Raw genomic sequence first — 15,763 nt, forward strand, 5'->3', positions numbered from 1 at the left:
GAAGGTCATGCCGCGCTCCTTGCCGCATCGAGTTCGCTCTTCAAAACCGTGATCCTGCCGCTGGCGCCAATGACGAACGGCCGGCCGCGCAGCGTCTCGAGGCGGGCAACGATCGGGTCCGTGGCATCGACGACGGCCATCTCGCTGCCGTCGGCGGCCTCGCCGTTGAGCCGCAGCTCGCCTGCACTGCGCCAGGCGCCCTCCCCGATCCACTTATCGAGCGGCGGCGCGTAGCTCAGCGCCTCGATGATCGTGCGCTTGCGCCGCGCCTGCTCCTCGCCGAACCAGGCTGCATAGCGCCTGGCCGCCGCGACGAGCGCGACCTGGTCGTCAAGCGAATGCCCGTCGAACGCCTTCCTCGCCTTGGCCTCTTTGACGTGCGGCGAACGCGGGAAGACCGAGACCAGTTCGTCGAAAAGCCCGCCCGCCCCGCCCCCTTGGGGGGCTGCGGGGGGTTTTTCTGGATTCTGGTTTCTGGCTTCTGGATTCTGGGTAATGGGGTACCCATTGGGCAACCCATTAGGTCCGCCGGATTCGTGAGGAAAATCAGCGCCTTGCGACCAGCGCTTTGCCGCCGATTTTCGGCCCTTGGCCGCCTGGGCGTTGTCCCTGATCATCCGGCGGGAATAGACGACGCCCTTGGCCGTCACGCTCAGCACGCCCGCTTGTGTCAGCTCGGCCATCAGCGCCGAAACCCCCTCCGCGGGCACGCCTGTCATGCGGGCGAGTGCATCGTCGTCTATCGTCCTGCCGTTGAGCAGCAGATGCCCATAGGGCTTGGCCTCGTGCATGATGCACAGGCACTCGATCCAGAGGCCGCGCGCGGCAACGCTCACCGCCCGCAGCGACTGGTCTCCCCGCCAGTCGCGGGGAAAGAATTTCATCCACGGCGCGCTCATCGCCCCGCCTCCCACGTTTGGTTCAGGGCACCACGCCGCCCCACCCACCGGCTGTCATCCCGGCGAAGGCAGAGACCCAACCCTGAACGCCTCACCACGCACGGAAAGGTCGACTTGCACGCGATCCCGCCCCACGCACACACCTTGCGGCTGGCGCGGTATCTCGGGATGGGTCCCGGCCTTCGCCGGGATGACACCGGGGTCGTGGGGGCAGCGGTGCAGGAGCACGGGAGAAAGGAACGGCCGGTGCGCCGAGGGAGGAGGACACAGCGCACCGGCCTGCGGACCCGCGCGGGAGGAGCAACGCGGGACCGATGGGAAACGAGCGGAGGGCTCATGCGATCCCTCCGAGGCTGAGATAAGCGCCGGCAATGAGCCCGCCGGCGCCGATCGCCAGCACCACGCAGAGGGCCGGGCCGCCGGCCTCACCGCGAGCGCCCGGCCGCCAGTAGAGCGCCAGCGGCGTCACGACCACCGCGCCGAAGAGCCAGAGGAAGATGAGCCAGGTCATGCCGCATCCGCCTCCTCGTCGTCCGTGTCGATCTCCGGCTCCGGCTCAGGCCGGATGAAGATCGCTGCCAGGTCCGGCCGCAGCACCTCCCGGCTGATACCGGTGACGCGCTCGACCTGAAGCACGCGCTCGGCCGGCACCTGCCGCCATTGCGAGATCGCCTGCGGCGTGATCCCAACAAGCGCCCGCGCCAGCCGGGCCGGCGTCCATCCATGATTGCGAAGTTGATCTATCGGTGTGTCCATGCACCATTTGAAAGCATAACTTACATCGTAATGCAAGTGCAACTTTCAGTGCATGAAAGCATTCCTTTCGCCATAATGTCGGCCATGGATACGAAAGGTCAGAGAATCATCGCGGTGCGCCGCAAGCTTCAGCTCACCCAGCAGGCGTTCGCCGATACGCTCGGCGGCGTGTCGCGCGGTGCCGTCGGCAATTGGGAGCGCGACCAGGGCATCAAGGAAGAGAACCTCGAGCTTATCAGCCAGAAAACCGGCGTCTCCTTCGAATGGCTGGCGACCGGCCGCGGCAGCATGGACCCGACCGGCCAGGCTGTGGTGCCCCAGAGCCAGAAGATCGTGCGCGTGCCCGATCTCAACATCTTCGGCGGCCTTGGCGGCGGTGGTCTGATGGAGGTGCTGGCCGACGAGGGCACCCCCGTCGATCCCGGGCAGTTGCGCGGCTACTGGACCTTCCCCGATTACATGCTCAACGCCTTCCGCTCGATGGAAGGCATCTATGCCTGGGAAGTGCGCGGCGACAGCATGCAGCCGACCCTGCCCGGCGGCTCGGTGGTCTTCGTCGACGTCACCCAGAACACCCTGCCCCCCGACGACATCTATGCGCTCGATGCCGGTGACGGCCTCGTCGTCAAGCGCCTGCACCTGGTGCCGCGCTCGGACAGCATCGACGTCATCTCCGACAACAAGGACCGCTACCCCGTCGACCGCCTTAAGCGCGACGACGTCGACGTCTACGGCCGCATCGTCGGCTGGTTCCAGTGGAGGAAGTGAGGGTTTGCCGCGCTACTGCGACGCCCGGACGCTGTGCGTCTCTTGATGCACCGTGCCGCCCCACCCACCGCGTGTCATCCCAGCGAAAGCTGGGACCCAGCCCTGAACACCTCACCGCGCATGGGAAGATCAGTGGCTTGAGATAGTGCCTCATCTACACACCTTGCGGCCGGCGCGGCATCTCAAGATGGGTCCCAGCTTTCGCTGGGATGACATCGAGGGCGGTGTGGCGCTGGTTCAGGAACCGAGGGCACTGGTGTAGCGGAGCAACACCCGTCCCTGTACCCGGCTATGCAGCGCACCTACTACGCCTACATCATGGCGAGCCGCAGGAATGGTACGCTCTATACCGGCGTCACCAACGACATCGTGCGTCGGACATGGGAGCACCGCGAGGGGCAGCTCAAGGGTTTCACCAAGGATCACGGCATCAAGCGCCTCGTCTGGTTCGAGGTGCACGCGAGTATCGACGCCGCCATCAGACGTGAAAAGCAGATCAAGGCCTGGCAGCGCGCCTGGAAAATCGAGCTGATCGAGCTGAACAATCCGGACTGGCGGGACTTGTGGTGGGATGTGACAGGGCAGAAATGACCCTGCCCGTCCAGCAATGCCCGTGTAGCGAAGCCGCGGGGTTGCCGGGCTGCGTGCGCGATTGAGGCACCACGCCGCCCCACCCACTGCGTGTCATCCCAGCTTTCGCTGGGATGACATCCGGGGTAGTGGCAGGATAGAGCTGGAGCCGCACCATACCTACGCTCCACCATGCACCGCACCTACTAGGTCTGCGTCATGGCCACCCGCAGGAACGGGAGACATTGCTTTCAACAGTTTGAAAGTAAAACTTGCTTTCACGTAACAGTTATGCTTTCATCACCCCATCACCAATGCGCATTGCCCAGGGCTGGATGGGGACAACATGGCCAACGACGACGCGCTCTGGCGCGCACGCTCACGCATCTTCGCACTTGCCGACCGCACCAACACGCTGAGCGATCTCGAGGACGCAGCAACAAACCTCATCGAAGGCAGACCCGCCTTCTGGACAAACGCCCAATTCGGCAACCAGCCGGCCACCCTCTTCAAGGCCACCGTGAATCGCCTGGCTTCCATTAAAGCCGCCCAGGCCGAGCTTTCCGCCCACTTCACCCGCAACCGCCGCAACGTCCTCTCGCCCGACTGGCTCGACACGCTCCTTCCCCTCAATCCGGCGGCGCTTGCCGATCTCCTTTCCGCCTACCGCCGCGCCGGCAGCTTCCGTACCGCCGAGGAGCTCCTGCGCCGCACCGAGCGCGCCGAAGGCCTCGACACCGTCGAGGTGGCGGCATGAGCGCGGTCGCAGTGGGAAGCTCCTCCGCCCTGCCCGAAGCCGGCCACCCGACATCCCCGCCCGCACCACAGCCTGTCGACGCCACCCAGGACGCCGTCGACCGTGCCCTCGACAGCGCCCAGCGCCTCATCTCCGAACTGCGTTCGGCACGGTTCGCGGCCCTCGCCCGCCAGGCGAGGGATACCGGCGCGTGACCACGCCCGGCTTTGCCACCACGCATCCTGTAGTCACCGGACGCAGCGGCACGCTCCGCCCGGCTCACTTTACTCGGCGGCAGCCCCCATCGCGGCAACGATATCGGGATTTTCCGATTGCAGGCGTCCGCCCGCGCCGGCCAGTTCCAGCGGATATTCGTTGAAGAGGATGAGGATGTCGTCGGTGTTGGCAAAGCCTGCGAAGGCCTTGGCCATGGCCCCGTTCAGCGTCTCGACCAGCTCGCGCCGCGCATCGAGGTTCGGCAAGCGCGGTGCTTCGACAAAGCACACTGGCCGGATCGGCTCGGCCTCAATGCGACCGGACGCAAACGCGCAGCTAGCGTCCGCCACGCCCCCCTGCGCTCTCCCGTTGCCGTTGTTCGCGCCAAGGCGCACAATGCGCCGAGGACAGCTTGTCCTTGAAGCCTTTGGAAGGAGGCAGAGCGATGCATACGGGGGCGACGCGCGAAGGCGCGATGAAACCGACCGCCAGGCAACTGTTGCGGTGGAGCGGGCTGGCCGCTGTGGTGGCCGGCGTCATCTTTGCGGGCATCCAGCCGATCCATCCGCCCGATTTTCTGGCCTCGGTCACCACGCAGGCATGGGCCGTCATCATGCCCCTCAAGACCCTCATGTGCCTCCTGTTCCTCATCGGCATTGCCGGCCTCTATTTCCGGCAGCTGGGCAACGTCGGCTGGGTGGGCTTTCTCGGGTTCGTCTGCCTCACCCTCTCCTGGTGGCTGCAGACAGGCTTCGTCTTCGCCGAAGCCTTGATCGTTCCGGTCCTGGCGACGGCAGCGCCGCAGTTCATCGACAGCTTTCTCGGCATCGTCAACGGCGTCCCCGGCGAGATGGATATCGGCGCCCTTCCGGCCGTCTACGGCGTGGTCGGCATCCTCTATATGCTCGGCGGCCTGCTTCTCGGCATCGCGACGTTCCGCGCCGGCGTCCTGCCACGCGCACCCGCCGCCCTCCTGGCTGCCGCCTCGCTGCTGACGCCGCTCGCCGCGCTGCTTCCGCACGAGATCCAGCGCTATGCGGCGATTCCCGTCGGCCTTGCGCTCGCCTGGCTGGGGCTGGCGCTTTGGCTGGAACGGGATGCGCAGTCCGCAACCCCTGAACTGCACCTCCAGACTTCACCGCCGTCCATGCCTGGATAGGAGCGCCCTTCACCTGCGTGACAACCGGTTTCACCGCCTCACACCGAAGATCCAGAGCATCACCATCAGGCGGCAGGATCCAGTTCACGGATCAGGCTCCGCGGGCCGTTCGACCATCGCCCCGGACAAATTGTTTCGCAGATTGAATTAGATAAGTTGTCCACAGGGCCTTGAGGTGTGGGGGCCTCTTCCTGTACTAATCCTCATCGGGCAGCGTCTGAGACAGGGCGCCCAGCAAATCGAACGATGTGGTGGCAGCATCATCCCGAGGCGGAAACGTCCCGGGCCGCGCCGTGGCCTTGCGCCGCACTCACCATCCAGCCACCGCCGACCTGAAATTGTGCGCCTGCATTCGCCGCAAGCCGAGCTCAAGCCGAGCCGGAGCGACCTAAATCCACGAGTACGACAAGCAAGAGAGGAGACTTCATGTCCGATTCGAATGCGATGAACACCGAACTCACCCTGACCGACCAACTCTATGGCGACAATCCCCTTAAGGTTCGGGAGACGGACCAGTATCGCAACGAATACGTGATGAGTTTCGTCGAGAAGTGGGACGAACTGATAGACTGGCAGGCACGCGCCGAAAGTGAGGGCCAGTTCTTCATCGACGTGCTGAGGGCCCGCGGCAAGGAGACCGTGCTCGATGTGGCGACCGGCACCGGCTTCCATTCGGTGCGGCTGCGCGATGCAGGCTTCAACGTCACATCAGCAGACGGTTCGGCCTCGATGCTGGCCAAGGCATTCGAGAACGGCCAGGCGCGCGGCCTGATCCTCAAGACCGTGCAGGCCGACTGGCGCTGGCTCAACCGCGACATCCAGGGCAAGTACGACGCGATCATATGCCTCGGCAACTCGTTCACACATCTGCACGAAGAGCAGGACCGCCGCCGCGCGCTCGCCGAATTCTACGCCGCGCTCAAGCATGACGGTGTCCTGATCCTCGACCAGCGCAATTACGACACCATGCTCGACGAGGGCTTTTCCACAAAGCACAAGTATTACTACTGCGGTGACAAGGTCAGCGCCGAGCCCGCCCATATCGATGAGGGACTCGTGCGGATGCTCTACAGCTTCCCCGACGGGGCGCAGTACACGCTGAACCTCCACCCGATCCGCAAGAACTACGTGCGCCGTCTGCTGTCCGAGGCGGGCTTCCAGCGCGTGCGCACCTATGGCGACTTTCAGGAAACCTACGCGGAGAACGATCCCGACTTCTTTATCCATGTGGCCGAGAAGTCGGCGCTGCATCTCGTGCGCTGGGATGATGGCACGCGCGACACCGGGCAGAAGGATGTGCGTGAGATCGCCGAGACCTATTACGACAGCAACGACGCCGACACCTTCTATTCCACCATCTGGGGCGGCGAAGACCTGCATATCGGCATCTACACGAACACCAGGGACATTCGCGCCGCCAGCGACGAAACCGTCGACAGCATGGCGGCCCTCGTTCCCGGCCTCGGCCAGTCGACGCGCATCCTCGATATCGGCGCCGGCTACGGCGGGTCGATGCGCCGGGTGGTGGCAAACCATGGCTGCACGGCAACGTGCCTCAACATCTCCGAGACGCAGAACGACTACAACCGCGCCAGGACGCGTCAGGCGGGCCTCGCCGAGAACATCGCTATCGTCCACGGCGCGTTCGAAAACATCCCCGAAGCCGACGCCAGCTATGACTTGGTGTGGAGTCAGGACGCGATCCTGCACTCCGACCAGCGCGAGAAGGTGCTCGCAGAGGTCTGGCGCGTGCTGCAGCCCGGCGGTCATTTTGTCTTCACCGACCCCTGTCAGGCCGACGACGTGCCCGAGGGCGTGCTGCAGCCCGTCTATGACCGGGTGCAGCTCAAGAGCCTCGCCTCGTTCCGATTCTATCGCGAAGCGGCAGAGGCGCGCGGCTTCGAAGTGCTGCGACAGGAGGAGATGACCCATCATTTGCGCACCCACTACGACCGGGTGCGCGAGGAGCTGGTCGCCAACTACGACAAGCTGCGCGAGAACGGCGCGTCCGCCGCCTATCTCGACAAGATGACGGTGGGCCTCGCCAACTGGGTCAAGGCGGCCGATGCCGGCTACCTGGCCTGGGGCATCCAGTTGTTCCGCAAGCCCGCGTGATCCATGGAGCCGGGTGGCATTTTGCCACCCGGCTCTGTTGCCTTTGAGGATCACAAAGCACCCACGGAGCAATCCGCATGGGCGGGCCTCGTCCCGGACACCCAAAGACGTTTCGTTCGCGCTGTTCCCGCCGAAAACCGGCGGAGAATCGACAATCCCGCTCGCACTGCTCAGCTCGCGCCCGGTCACACCGGGATCGACCTGACCGAGCGCAACGCTGCGCAGGGCGAGATCGAACGCAAGATCGCCTGATCGCGACCAACCCTTCCACCGCACAAGACAGAGGAAACGAAGATGAGCAACGACACCTGGCTTTTCACCAGTGAATCCGTATCTGAAGGACACCCCGACAAGGTCTGCGACAGGATCTCGGATGCTGTGCTGGACGCGTATCTCGCCGCCGATCCGGACTGCCGCGTGGCCTGCGAAACACTGGCCACCACCGACCACGTCACCATTGCCGGCGAAGTGCGCGGCCCCAACGAGTTGCGCCAGCACATCGAGGAGATCGCGCGCCGGGCGATCAGGGATATCGGCTACGAGCAGAAGGGCTTTTCCTGGAAGACCTGCGCCGTCAACAACCTGCTACACGAGCAGTCGTCGGACATCGCCATGGGGGTCGATGAAGGCGACAAGGGCGAGGAGGGCGCCGGCGATCAGGGCATCATGTTTGGCTATGCCTGCAACGAAACCGACGAACTGATGCCCGCTCCCATCCAGTTCTCGCACCGCATCCTGCGGCTGATGGCCGAGGACCGCAAAGCCGGGAGCCAGCCGAATTTCGGCCCCGACGCGAAGAGCCAGGTGACCCTCGAATATCGCAATGGCAAGCCCGTCGGGGTCGACACCGTCGTGGTCTCGACCCAGCACGCCGAAGGCCTCAGCCAGGATGACGTGCGCGAACTGGTCAAGCCCTACGTCGCTGCGGTCTTCCCCGAAGGCTGGACGGTGCCCGACGACCGGCTGATCGTGAACCCGACCGGCAAGTTCGTCATCGGCGGGCCGGATGGCGATGCCGGGCTCACCGGCCGCAAGATCATCGTCGACACCTATGGCGGCGCGGCCCCACATGGTGGCGGCGCCTTCTCGGGCAAGGATCCGACCAAGGTGGATCGTTCGGCGGCCTATGCCGCCCGCTATCTGGCCAAGAACGTCGTTGCCGCGGGCCTCGCCGACAAGTGCCAGATCCAGCTTGCCTATGCCATCGGCATGCCCGAGCCGGTCGCACTTTACGTCGAGACACTCGGCACCGGACGCGTGGACAATGCCAGGCTGTCGTTGGTCCTGCGCGAGATGGTGCGCCTGACCCCGCGCGGCATCCGCAAGCATCTGGACCTTCTCAAACCCATTTACGCCCGCACCTCGGCCTACGGCCATTTCGGCCGCAAGCCGGACAGCGACGGCGGCTTTTCCTGGGAGAAGACGGATCTGGCAGACGAACTGGCCCGTGCCTTCGGCGCCACCCAGGCGGCCGAGTGAGCGAAACGCCCCAACCCGGAAGGCGAACAGACATGAACAGACCCGTGAAAACCGATCGCGTCGGCATCACCGTCGAAGGCCCCTTCTCCGAGCACGTGCCCGTATCGGGGAGGTGCCCGTGAGCCGAACCAAACCGCATATCGTGGGCGTCGGTAACGCCCTGGTGGATGTCGTCGCCCCGGTCGATCCGGACGTGATCGGCCGGCATGGCCTGACACCAGGCGGCATGCACCTGGTCGATGCCGATGCGGCCCATGCGCTCTTTGCCGAGGTCGGACCGGGCTTCCGCCAGTCGGGCGGGTCGGTTGCCAACTCCATCGCGCACATGGCCGATAGCGGCCTGCGCGGCACCTATCTCGGAAAGATCGCCGACGACGATCTCGGCCGCACATTCCGGCAGGAGATGGACGGCATGGGCATTGCCGCGCCGGTCGCGGAAGGGTCGGCGGACGAGATCGGCACCGGCCGCTGCGTCGTGCTGGTCACCGCCGACGGGGAGCGCACGATGAGCACCCATCTCGGCGCCGCCGTCACGCTGGCCCCATCCGACATCTGCGCCAACCAGTTCGAGGGCTGCGACATCCTCTTCGTCGAAGGCTATTTGTGGGATGCACCGCAAGGCCACGCGGTCATCGAAACGGCGACGCAATTCGCCCGGGCGACGGGCGCCCGCATCGCACTGACGCCCTCCGATCCCGCCTGCGTCGAGCGCAACCGCGACGGCATGCTGGCGTTCGTTGCCGACCATACCGACATCCTGATCGGCAACCATGTCGAGATCGGCGCGCTGGCCGGTGAGGACGACACCGCGACGGCCCTGAAATGGGCGCTCGGACACGTCGCCATCGCCGCCGTCACCGAGAGCGAGAAAGGCTCCCTCGTCTCCGATGGCAGCGAGCCGGTGCACGTCGAAGCGGTGCCGGTGACGAGGGTCGTCGATTCCACCGGGGCGGGTGACGCCTATGCCAGCGGTTTTCTCAGCGAACTCGCCCGCGGCCGCGATATCGCCGAGGCCGGCCTGATCGGCGCCAGGCTCGCCGCCGGTGTTCTGGGCCATTTCGGCGCCCGCGACGGCGCCGCCGCACGGGCCATCTCGCTGCCCGCGGCCTGAGCCGAAAGGGGCGGGGGCGATGCACGGCCCCCGCCCTGCCCTCCAACGCCTCACAAGCAGCCATCAAGCGACACTGCTAGCTGGACTCGGCGCGCCCCACGGGCTTTGCTCTTGGCATCAACCGCCGAGGCCACCATGTCACGCCCTTCCCTTCCCTCTTTCGCGTGGCCCCTCGCGCGTCCGGCGGAATTTTCTGCAATAGACGTTCCCGCGCGCACGGTTCCGCTGCGCGACCGCGACCCCCGGCGCATCAAGCTGGTCATCGACGGGGGGATGGCCAGGATAGGCTACGCGATCCTCGGAAGCCTGCCGGACGGAGAATGGCGCATCGAAGGGCCCATGCGCGCCGAGGACGGGCTCGCCCGGGCGCAGGTTTTGAGCTCGGTTGCCGGGCTTCCGATCATCCTCTCGCGCAGCAAGGGCGACTGTTCCTTCGGGCTCGACCGCGAGAGGGCGGCAGGTACCCATCTGTAACGCCGCGCAATTGCGCACCCCTTACGCACCTATCTGATGGAGTGGGTTTGGTGCCTCACTCCAGCCTCCGGCTCCTTCACCGACGCCTCACCATCCCCGACGTCATCCCAGCGAAGGCTGGGATCCAGCCTGAGATACCGCGCCAGCCGCAAGATGTGCGTGCAGGGCGAGATCGCGAGCGAACCGGTCTTCCCACGCGTGGCGTGGAGTCGGTTGGGGCCCCTGTGCGGGGTGACAGCCGGTGGCTGGGGTGAGTTAGGGCGCCTCATACCGGTCCTGATGATCTGCCGGCACGGGGCCGGCCGGCAGGCGGCCCCGTGCCAGGTCGCATCGCGTTCTAGGACGGCTCGAAGCAGGTCTTGCCGCCCCAGCCCTGTTCGTCCGACATGTGGCCGTGCAGCACCTTGGCGCAGTAATCCTCGAAGATCGAGTCGCACGGCACATGACCGGGTCCGCAATGCTCGTCGGCGACCGGCTCCTGTCCGCTCGAGAGGCCAAGCCCCGGCTGCGGCGGGGGCGGGTTGGGTGTCACCGCACGGAACGTCTGCGCGGCCGCCGGCCCGGCAAAGAGCCCGATCGCCGCCGCGAGCGCCACGGCGCGGGTGAGGTTGGTGCGGGTGATCGTCGGGTAGTGGGTCATTTCTCTCTCCTTGTGGAACGCGGCCCCGTTGGCCGCGCCTGACCCTCGCCCCTTCGGCCTGAACCTGCCCTGACCCCGCCGTTCAGCCAGCCCCGACGCGCAAGACTGCCCGGTTCTGCAGCGGGAAGACCCGCCTCACACCGGCTTTTCGCAACAAACGTTGCGGCACCTAGCGTCTTTGCGTTTTGATGACCAGCGAAGGCATGTCGAACTCGACGGTTCCGTCTTCGACCACGAATGGTGCGAGTGCCGTCTCCGATGCATCGAGAAGCCGCTCGAACTGCTCGTCGGTCAGCACACCGCCAAGCGTCCACACGCAGGCACGTTCGGTGGACACGAGCGCGCCGATCGACGCGAACCGTACCTTTTCGTTGCGTTGCACGATCTCGGCGCCCTCGATCCCGGCCTCGCGGCAGATCGCACGCAGCCGTTCGGCATCGCCGAGGCTGAACGGGGCCCGGAAGGCGTCGCCGACCTGTTGGCCGAAGAGACGGTCGAGTAACAGCGCAAAGGCACTGTAGCCCGGCGAGTGCTCGACCGCATCGCATACGGCGACCGCCAGCCTGCCGCCAGGTCTAAGGACCCGCATCATCTCGCGCAGCGCCTCCGGCTTGTCCTCGAAGAACATGAAGCCGAACTGGCTGACGACGGCATCGAAGCTCTTGTCGGGCAGCGGCAAGGCCTCGGCCCTTCCTTCCAGCCACTCGATCTCGGCTGGCTTGCGGCGCGCCACGGCGAGCATCTGCGGATTGGCATCCAGCCCGACGACCGAACCCGCCGGGCCAACGATCTTTGCAACCGCAAGCGCCAGCGCGCCGGTGCCACAGGCGACGTCCAGTACGCGGTCGCCTTCCCGCACCCCCGCCTCCGCCGCGACGACCGGTCCCCAATGGGCAAAAAGCGCCGGCACGAATTGGGCATCGTAGACTTCCGCGGGGCTGTGCGTTTGTTCGAGCGTGTTCATGGTCTTGCCTCCACCTGATCGTCAAAGCGGCATACCCGGTGGATATGCCTGAGCGCTCAGGGTATGCTTCGGCCATGGTCCAGGCCCATGACCATACGTCTTTGTCGCTTGCCGCACCGTCCATGATCTTACGTGCCGGACGGCGGGCTGACGCCGCACCGGTAGAGCCGCCATGGCGCTGCGAGACGCCCGGCGGTGACCCTCTCTCGGACGTCCTGCGCACGGTAAGGCTGACCGGGGCACTATTCTTCCTGGTGGACGCGTCCCTCCCCTGGGGCGTGGAGGTGCCGCCGGCGGCGGCCTTTTCTTCCATCATCCTGCCGCGCGCCCAGCATGTCGTATCGTATCACGTCATCCTGAAGGGCTCCGGGTGGGCGAACATCCCCGGCGTCGCGTCCACCTGGTTCGAGACCGGAGACGTTCTCGTCCTCCCCCATGGCGACCCCTACTCGATGCTCAGCTCACCCGGCCAGGCCCCGGAATTCGATGCCGGGGAGACCATGGAGTATCTGCGCGACATGGCGGCGGGCAAGCTGCCTTTCGTCTCCAGGGAGGGTGGGGGCGGCGAGCCGCACTGCGAATTCGTGTGCGGCTTTCTCGGCTGCGACATGCGTCCGTTCAACCCCGTGCTGTCGACCCTGCCGCGCCTGCTGCGCGTGAGGCGGGCCGAGACCGGGGGCGACGACCTGCTGAGCCAGCTGATCGGCCTCACCCTTGCGGAGGCGCGACAGCCGCGGTCCGGCGGCCAGTCCATTCGCCTGCGGCTCAGCGAACTCATCTTCGTCGAGGTGATGCGGCAGTACCTGGAGAGCCTGCCGGCACACCAGACCGGCTGGCTGTCGGGCCTGCGCGATCCTTCGATCGGCAGGGTACTGGCAATGATCCACGAGCGCCCCGCCCACCCTTGGACCCTCGCCGAGCTGGCACGCCATGCCGGCCTGTCGCGCGCGGCGCTGGCTGCGCGCTTCACGCAACTCGTGGGGCATGCGCCGATGCAATATCGCACGCTCTGGCGCATGCAGATCGCTGCGCGACTTCTCGCCGACAGCTCGATGAAGGTGGCGGCCGTCGGACGCGAGATCGGCTACGAATCCGAAGCCGCCTTCAGCCGGGCGTTCAAGAAGGCCGTCGGCGTCTCGCCCGCCGTGTGGCGAGACCGTGCCGCTGGAACCGACTGAGTCCGAATGTGTGCAGTTAAGTTCCTCTTCGGAGTGCCGCAGTTTTTCGAGGCCCGCCAGCAGGATGCGACTTTGCATCAAATCGCGCCGTTCCCTGCCGCAAATTCGTTCGATTCGCGGCGCTAGGTCAGGCGCCATGAAGACGCCGGATCCCATCATGCTGCGGGCCTGCACCGAGCTCGAGCAGGCCCTCTACGCCCTGCCCGAGCCCGACGACGTAGCGTCGGTCGATCTGCGGCTGCGCATCGAGGAGGTCATCGAGACTGCCTACGAATTCGCCTATGGCCGCGGCGGCGTCAGGTGGGAGAATGATGCTTCGGGTACGGCATCGGAGCGTCAGGGGAGCGAGCGTTAACAGCGCGGTCACCTGGTGCGTGCCATCGACGCTCCATCACTCCCGAGGTCATCCCGGCGCCGCGGCTCTTTCACCGCTGTTCCCACCACCTCGATGACATTCCGGCGTAGGCCGGAACCCATCCTGAGATACGGCGCCAGCCGCAAGGTATGTGAACAGGGCGCGAAACATGACCAAAACCGCACTTTCTGCGTGCGTAGATGCGTTCAAGGCTGGGTCCCGGCCTTCGCCGGGAGGACACCCGGTGGGTGGCGAGGGACGGCGCCTCCCAACGGCCCCACCCCTCCTGCCTAAACCCCCAAAATCTCCTCGTGCACGCCGCTCGACCCCCAGCGGATGATCTCCGCGAGCACCGGCACCAGAGCCCGCCCGCGCTCGGTGAGGCTGTATTCCACCCTTTTCGGCACCACCGGATAGGCCTTGCGGGTAATCAGCCCGCGTTCCTCCATCTGCTTTAATTCCCGACTGAGGATCCGCGGCGTGATCGGCCGGTTGAGGCTGCCGTGCAGCAGCGAGCGGCCGATCTCGCCGTAGCGGCGCGGGCCGCCGTAAAGCACACACAGGATATGGAGCTTGTAGCGCCCGTTGAGGATTTGGTTGAAGGCGATCGCCGGACAGAGCCTGATGTGGCTCATATCGAGTCCCGTCAGGGACGAGAACGCCGGCCCTCTCGACTCGGTCATGGTCTTGTTCATGCTACCCTTTTTGTCCGTATTTACAGAAACGTACTACGGCGAATAGAACTCTCTTACGCACTGGAAGCCAACCGGGGGGGAGGAAAAACCATGGGAATCGAGCTGACCGTGCTGGCGCTGGGCTGCATCCTCGGCGTCGTCCAGATCTTCGTTGCCGCGCAATTGGCGACGCGCCAGTACGGCCTTTCCTGGGGCCTGTCGCCGCGCGACGCAGCCGTGCCGCCGCCCGCCCCGCTCGTCGGCCGGCTGACGCGCGCCCGGGCCAATTTCCTCGAGACCTTCCCGATCGCGGCGACCGCCATCCTCATGGTCGAATTCGCTGGCCTCAACAATCAATGGACGGCGATCGGCGCCGTGGTCTGGCTGACGGCGCGGGTCCTCTATGTGCCGGTTTATGCGCTCGGCATCCCTGGCCTGCGCTCGGCGTTGTTTGCCACCAGCATCGTCGGTATCGCCATGCTGCTGTGGCAGGTGCTGACCTGAGCGGAGGGCGGCACCATGGCCTATGACCAGGCAACGGCCGAGCGTGTGCAGAAGAGCCTATTGGGCCGGGATTTCGCCGAAAGGAAGATGATGGGCGCCCTGTGCTTCATGGCGCGCGGCCACATGTTCGCCGGCGTGATGGGCGAGGCGCTGATGGTTCGCGTCGGGAGTGACGCGTACGAAGCGGCACTCACCAAGCCGCATGTGCGCCCGATGCTGATGGGCACCCGCCCCGCCACCGGCTTCGTGCTGGTCGACCCGGCGGGGTTCGCGAGCGACGCGGCGCTCGCCGGTTGGGTTCAGCGGGGGCTGGAGTTTGTTGCAGGGTTGCCGGCGAAGGGATAGCTGGGGCCCTCTTGCTTCGATAATCGATCTCCCCCTACCCCTTGAAGTCTTCCGGGATGGCATCCGTTGGGCGAGGATGGATGGTGCTCTTCCCCGACTCCGCTGAGACTTCGGCTCCTGCCACCAGCGCCCCACCACCCCGATGTCATCAACTCTGAGGTTGCAGGGTGTCTCTGATCCCGGCGAAGGCCGGGATCCAGCCTGAGATACCACCACAGCCGCAAGATGTGTGAACAGGGCACCAGCGATCGCCGATAACCGATCTCGCCGTCCCGTTGATGTGTTCAGGGCTGGGGCCCCGGCCTTCGCCGGGATGACAGCCGGTGGGTGGTGAGGAATGGTGCCTCGAACCCGGGTCGCAACAATCAAACCCGGTGGGTGGAGAGTTTGCTTCCCGCGATCATACCGCCGCCCCCTTTCGAAACCGCCAGCCCCTCCCCATCGAACCGGTGCACAGGCCCCGTCGGCCCCAGGGCGACCACCTCGCCCTGCGCGATCGCCGTCTTCCCCTCGAGCCGCACCGTCAGCCGCCCGCCCTGATCAAGATCGAGATAAACGAACGTATCCGAGCCCAGCCGCTCCACATGCGTCACCGTCCCGCTCCACGGCCCGTCGGCCACGATGTCGATATGCTCCGGCCGCACGCCGATGCGGGCGGCGTCGAACGTGCGGGCGCGCTCGCCGGCAAGGAAGTTCATCCTGGGGCTGCCGATGAAGCCGGCAACGAATTCGGTACGCGGCGTGTCGTAGAGATCAAGCGGCGAGCCCACCTGCTCGACGACGCCATCGCGCAGCACCACGATCTTGTCGGCCATGGTCA

22 protein-coding genes are annotated in these 15,763 nt (G+C 65.8%); 14 read left to right on the top strand and 8 right to left on the bottom strand.

All coding sequences use genetic code 11. From position 1 onward, the window contains the following. Nucleotides 1-5: 5 nt before the first annotated feature. The 3 genes from QQK18_RS22675 to QQK18_RS22685 all read right to left on the bottom strand — a co-directional run bounded on the left by QQK18_RS22675 (nucleotide 6) and on the right by QQK18_RS22685 (nucleotide 1,655). On the bottom strand, nucleotides 6-899 hold the full coding sequence (locus QQK18_RS22675; RefSeq protein WP_284342672.1) for a hypothetical protein: 894 nt from the start codon (nucleotides 897-899) through the stop codon (nucleotides 6-8). Nucleotides 900-1,233: 334 nt separating this feature from the next. Beyond that, nucleotides 1,234-1,410: a hypothetical protein gene (locus QQK18_RS22680; RefSeq protein WP_284342673.1), complete on the bottom strand. Its 177-nt coding sequence runs from the start codon at nucleotides 1,408-1,410 to the stop codon at nucleotides 1,234-1,236. Continuing rightward, the gene (locus QQK18_RS22685) at nucleotides 1,407-1,655 is read right to left on the bottom strand and encodes a transcriptional regulator (protein WP_284342674.1); all 249 of its coding nucleotides are present in this window, start codon (nucleotides 1,653-1,655) and stop codon (nucleotides 1,407-1,409) included. Before QQK18_RS22685 ends, QQK18_RS22680 begins: the two co-directional genes overlap by 4 nt. 114 nt (nucleotides 1,656-1,769) lie before the next feature. On the opposite strand from QQK18_RS22685, the gene QQK18_RS22690 reads away from it, so the two are divergent. From QQK18_RS22690 to QQK18_RS22705, 4 genes are all read left to right on the top strand, one after another. After that, nucleotides 1,770-2,423, top strand: coding sequence for a S24 family peptidase (locus tag QQK18_RS22690; protein WP_284342675.1), 654 nt, complete (start codon nucleotides 1,770-1,772; stop codon nucleotides 2,421-2,423). 291 nt (nucleotides 2,424-2,714) lie between these two features. Further along, a complete protein-coding gene (locus tag QQK18_RS22695; RefSeq protein WP_284342676.1) occupies nucleotides 2,715-3,014 on the top strand; it encodes a GIY-YIG nuclease family protein in 300 nt (99 codons plus the stop codon). Nucleotides 3,015-3,339: 325 nt separating this feature from the next. Continuing rightward, nucleotides 3,340-3,750 (top strand): hypothetical protein, encoded by a 411-nt coding sequence (locus QQK18_RS22700; protein ID WP_284342677.1) that lies wholly within the window; start codon nucleotides 3,340-3,342, stop codon nucleotides 3,748-3,750. Then, on the top strand, nucleotides 3,747-3,944 hold the full coding sequence (locus tag QQK18_RS22705; protein WP_284342678.1) for a hypothetical protein: 198 nt from the start codon (nucleotides 3,747-3,749) through the stop codon (nucleotides 3,942-3,944). Before QQK18_RS22700 ends, QQK18_RS22705 begins: the two co-directional genes overlap by 4 nt. A gap of 69 nt (nucleotides 3,945-4,013) precedes the next feature. On the opposite strand, the gene QQK18_RS22710 is transcribed toward QQK18_RS22705, so the two are convergent. Beyond that, nucleotides 4,014-4,295: a hypothetical protein gene (locus tag QQK18_RS22710; RefSeq protein ID WP_284342679.1), complete on the bottom strand. Its 282-nt coding sequence runs from the start codon at nucleotides 4,293-4,295 to the stop codon at nucleotides 4,014-4,016. Nucleotides 4,296-4,390: 95 nt separating this feature from the next. On the opposite strand from QQK18_RS22710, the gene QQK18_RS22715 reads away from it, so the two are divergent. The 6 genes from QQK18_RS22715 to QQK18_RS22740 all read left to right on the top strand — a co-directional run bounded on the left by QQK18_RS22715 (nucleotide 4,391) and on the right by QQK18_RS22740 (nucleotide 10,283). Further along, nucleotides 4,391-5,104, top strand: a complete 714-nt coding sequence (locus tag QQK18_RS22715) for a hypothetical protein (protein WP_284342680.1) — start codon at nucleotides 4,391-4,393, stop codon at nucleotides 5,102-5,104. A gap of 426 nt (nucleotides 5,105-5,530) precedes the next feature. Next, nucleotides 5,531-7,219: a glycine/sarcosine N-methyltransferase gene (locus QQK18_RS22720; protein ID WP_284342681.1), complete on the top strand. Its 1,689-nt coding sequence runs from the start codon at nucleotides 5,531-5,533 to the stop codon at nucleotides 7,217-7,219. 3 nt (nucleotides 7,220-7,222) lie between these two features. Beyond that, the gene (locus tag QQK18_RS22725; RefSeq protein WP_284342683.1) at nucleotides 7,223-7,471 is read left to right on the top strand and encodes a hypothetical protein; all 249 of its coding nucleotides are present in this window, start codon (nucleotides 7,223-7,225) and stop codon (nucleotides 7,469-7,471) included. 42 nt (nucleotides 7,472-7,513) lie between these two features. Further along, nucleotides 7,514-8,698 (top strand): methionine adenosyltransferase, encoded by a 1,185-nt coding sequence (gene metK / locus QQK18_RS22730; RefSeq protein ID WP_284342684.1) that lies wholly within the window; start codon nucleotides 7,514-7,516, stop codon nucleotides 8,696-8,698. A 118-nt stretch (nucleotides 8,699-8,816) separates the two neighbouring features. After that, entirely contained in the window at nucleotides 8,817-9,809 is a 993-nt protein-coding gene (locus tag QQK18_RS22735) for an adenosine kinase (RefSeq protein WP_284342685.1), read from the top strand. Between the two features lie 135 nt (nucleotides 9,810-9,944). Then, nucleotides 9,945-10,283: a hypothetical protein gene (locus QQK18_RS22740; RefSeq protein ID WP_284342686.1), complete on the top strand. Its 339-nt coding sequence runs from the start codon at nucleotides 9,945-9,947 to the stop codon at nucleotides 10,281-10,283. A gap of 337 nt (nucleotides 10,284-10,620) precedes the next feature. On the opposite strand, the gene QQK18_RS22745 is transcribed toward QQK18_RS22740, so the two are convergent. Together QQK18_RS22745 and QQK18_RS22750 are read right to left on the bottom strand one after the other, a co-directional pair. Further along, nucleotides 10,621-10,923 (bottom strand): hypothetical protein, encoded by a 303-nt coding sequence (locus QQK18_RS22745; protein WP_284342687.1) that lies wholly within the window; start codon nucleotides 10,921-10,923, stop codon nucleotides 10,621-10,623. A gap of 169 nt (nucleotides 10,924-11,092) precedes the next feature. After that, nucleotides 11,093-11,887: a class I SAM-dependent methyltransferase gene (locus QQK18_RS22750; protein ID WP_284342688.1), complete on the bottom strand. Its 795-nt coding sequence runs from the start codon at nucleotides 11,885-11,887 to the stop codon at nucleotides 11,093-11,095. Nucleotides 11,888-11,961: 74 nt separating this feature from the next. Between QQK18_RS22750 and QQK18_RS22755 the strand changes: the two genes are divergently transcribed. Together QQK18_RS22755 and QQK18_RS22760 are read left to right on the top strand one after the other, a co-directional pair. Further along, nucleotides 11,962-13,065: an AraC family transcriptional regulator gene (locus QQK18_RS22755; protein WP_284342689.1), complete on the top strand. Its 1,104-nt coding sequence runs from the start codon at nucleotides 11,962-11,964 to the stop codon at nucleotides 13,063-13,065. Between the two features lie 136 nt (nucleotides 13,066-13,201). Then, entirely contained in the window at nucleotides 13,202-13,420 is a 219-nt protein-coding gene (locus QQK18_RS22760; RefSeq protein ID WP_284342690.1) for a hypothetical protein, read from the top strand. Nucleotides 13,421-13,710: 290 nt separating this feature from the next. On the opposite strand, the gene QQK18_RS22765 is transcribed toward QQK18_RS22760, so the two are convergent. Continuing rightward, nucleotides 13,711-14,103 (bottom strand): winged helix-turn-helix transcriptional regulator, encoded by a 393-nt coding sequence (locus QQK18_RS22765; protein WP_284342691.1) that lies wholly within the window; start codon nucleotides 14,101-14,103, stop codon nucleotides 13,711-13,713. A gap of 102 nt (nucleotides 14,104-14,205) precedes the next feature. Between QQK18_RS22765 and QQK18_RS22770 the strand changes: the two genes are divergently transcribed. Further along, complete coding sequence (locus QQK18_RS22770) at nucleotides 14,206-14,598, top strand: MAPEG family protein (RefSeq protein ID WP_284342693.1); 393 nt, start codon at nucleotides 14,206-14,208, stop codon at nucleotides 14,596-14,598. A 15-nt stretch (nucleotides 14,599-14,613) separates the two neighbouring features. Further along, the gene (locus QQK18_RS22775; protein ID WP_284342694.1) at nucleotides 14,614-14,943 is read left to right on the top strand and encodes a TfoX/Sxy family protein; all 330 of its coding nucleotides are present in this window, start codon (nucleotides 14,614-14,616) and stop codon (nucleotides 14,941-14,943) included. A 365-nt stretch (nucleotides 14,944-15,308) separates the two neighbouring features. Here the strand turns inward: QQK18_RS22775 and QQK18_RS22780 are convergent. Beyond that, the coding region (locus tag QQK18_RS22780; protein ID WP_284342695.1) for a TOBE domain-containing protein at nucleotides 15,309-15,763 on the bottom strand (455 nt) is incomplete at its 5' end.

The organism is Devosia nitrariae, from assembly GCF_030160115.1.
Taxonomy (GTDB): Bacteria; Pseudomonadota; Alphaproteobacteria; order Rhizobiales; family Devosiaceae; genus Devosia; species Devosia nitrariae.

Coding starts and splice junctions, on each gene's coding strand:
- QQK18_RS22675 (WP_284342672.1), bottom strand. CDS start 899: ATGAGCGCGCCGTGGATGAAATTCTTTCCCCGCGACTGGCGGGGAGAC.
- QQK18_RS22680 (WP_284342673.1), bottom strand. CDS start 1,410: ATGACCTGGCTCATCTTCCTCTGGCTCTTCGGCGCGGTGGTCGTGACG.
- QQK18_RS22685 (WP_284342674.1), bottom strand. CDS start 1,655: ATGGACACACCGATAGATCAACTTCGCAATCATGGATGGACGCCGGCC.
- QQK18_RS22695 (WP_284342676.1), top strand. CDS start 2,715: ATGCAGCGCACCTACTACGCCTACATCATGGCGAGCCGCAGGAATGGT.
- QQK18_RS22700 (WP_284342677.1), top strand. CDS start 3,340: ATGGCCAACGACGACGCGCTCTGGCGCGCACGCTCACGCATCTTCGCA.
- QQK18_RS22705 (WP_284342678.1), top strand. CDS start 3,747: ATGAGCGCGGTCGCAGTGGGAAGCTCCTCCGCCCTGCCCGAAGCCGGC.
- QQK18_RS22715 (WP_284342680.1), top strand. CDS start 4,391: ATGCATACGGGGGCGACGCGCGAAGGCGCGATGAAACCGACCGCCAGG.
- QQK18_RS22720 (WP_284342681.1), top strand. CDS start 5,531: ATGTCCGATTCGAATGCGATGAACACCGAACTCACCCTGACCGACCAA.
- QQK18_RS22725 (WP_284342683.1), top strand. CDS start 7,223: ATGGAGCCGGGTGGCATTTTGCCACCCGGCTCTGTTGCCTTTGAGGAT.
- metK (WP_284342684.1), top strand. CDS start 7,514: ATGAGCAACGACACCTGGCTTTTCACCAGTGAATCCGTATCTGAAGGA.
- QQK18_RS22740 (WP_284342686.1), top strand. CDS start 9,945: ATGTCACGCCCTTCCCTTCCCTCTTTCGCGTGGCCCCTCGCGCGTCCG.
- QQK18_RS22745 (WP_284342687.1), bottom strand. CDS start 10,923: ATGACCCACTACCCGACGATCACCCGCACCAACCTCACCCGCGCCGTG.
- QQK18_RS22750 (WP_284342688.1), bottom strand. CDS start 11,887: ATGAACACGCTCGAACAAACGCACAGCCCCGCGGAAGTCTACGATGCC.
- QQK18_RS22755 (WP_284342689.1), top strand. CDS start 11,962: ATGGTCCAGGCCCATGACCATACGTCTTTGTCGCTTGCCGCACCGTCC.
- QQK18_RS22760 (WP_284342690.1), top strand. CDS start 13,202: ATGAAGACGCCGGATCCCATCATGCTGCGGGCCTGCACCGAGCTCGAG.
- QQK18_RS22765 (WP_284342691.1), bottom strand. CDS start 14,103: ATGACCGAGTCGAGAGGGCCGGCGTTCTCGTCCCTGACGGGACTCGAT.
- QQK18_RS22770 (WP_284342693.1), top strand. CDS start 14,206: ATGGGAATCGAGCTGACCGTGCTGGCGCTGGGCTGCATCCTCGGCGTC.
- QQK18_RS22775 (WP_284342694.1), top strand. CDS start 14,614: ATGGCCTATGACCAGGCAACGGCCGAGCGTGTGCAGAAGAGCCTATTG.